Genomic DNA, 275 nt, shown 5'->3' with positions numbered 1-275 from the left:
GCCGGCAAGTCGACCCTGATCGCCCTGCTCAGCCGCCTCTACGACCTGCAGCAGGGCGACATCCGCGTCGCCGGGCATTCGCTGCGCAAGCAGCCGCGCCTGGCGCTGCGCCAGCTCGGCGTGGTGTTCCAGCAAAGCACGCTGGACCTCGACCTCTCCGTAGAGCAGAACCTGCGCTACCACGCCGCGCTGCACGGCATGCCGCGGCAACTGGCGGCCGCGCGGATCGACGAGGAGCTGGCCCGGCAGAACCTGGGCGAGCGCCGCCGCGAGCC

Annotated in this window: 1 protein-coding gene; it reads left to right on the top strand. The window is 72.4% G+C overall.

What is annotated here, in order from left to right; all coding sequences use genetic code 11:
- Positions 1 to 275 (top strand): ATP-binding cassette domain-containing protein (locus B2X67_RS18380; RefSeq protein WP_286786392.1); only part of this gene is annotated, 275 nt, incomplete at both ends.

The sequence above is a fragment of the Pseudomonas sp. UBA3153 genome (assembly GCF_002364635.1).
GTDB classification, from domain to species: domain Bacteria; phylum Pseudomonadota; class Gammaproteobacteria; order Pseudomonadales; family Pseudomonadaceae; genus Pseudomonas_O; species Pseudomonas_O kuykendallii.
This window is presented reverse-complemented; position numbering and strand designations above follow the sequence as displayed.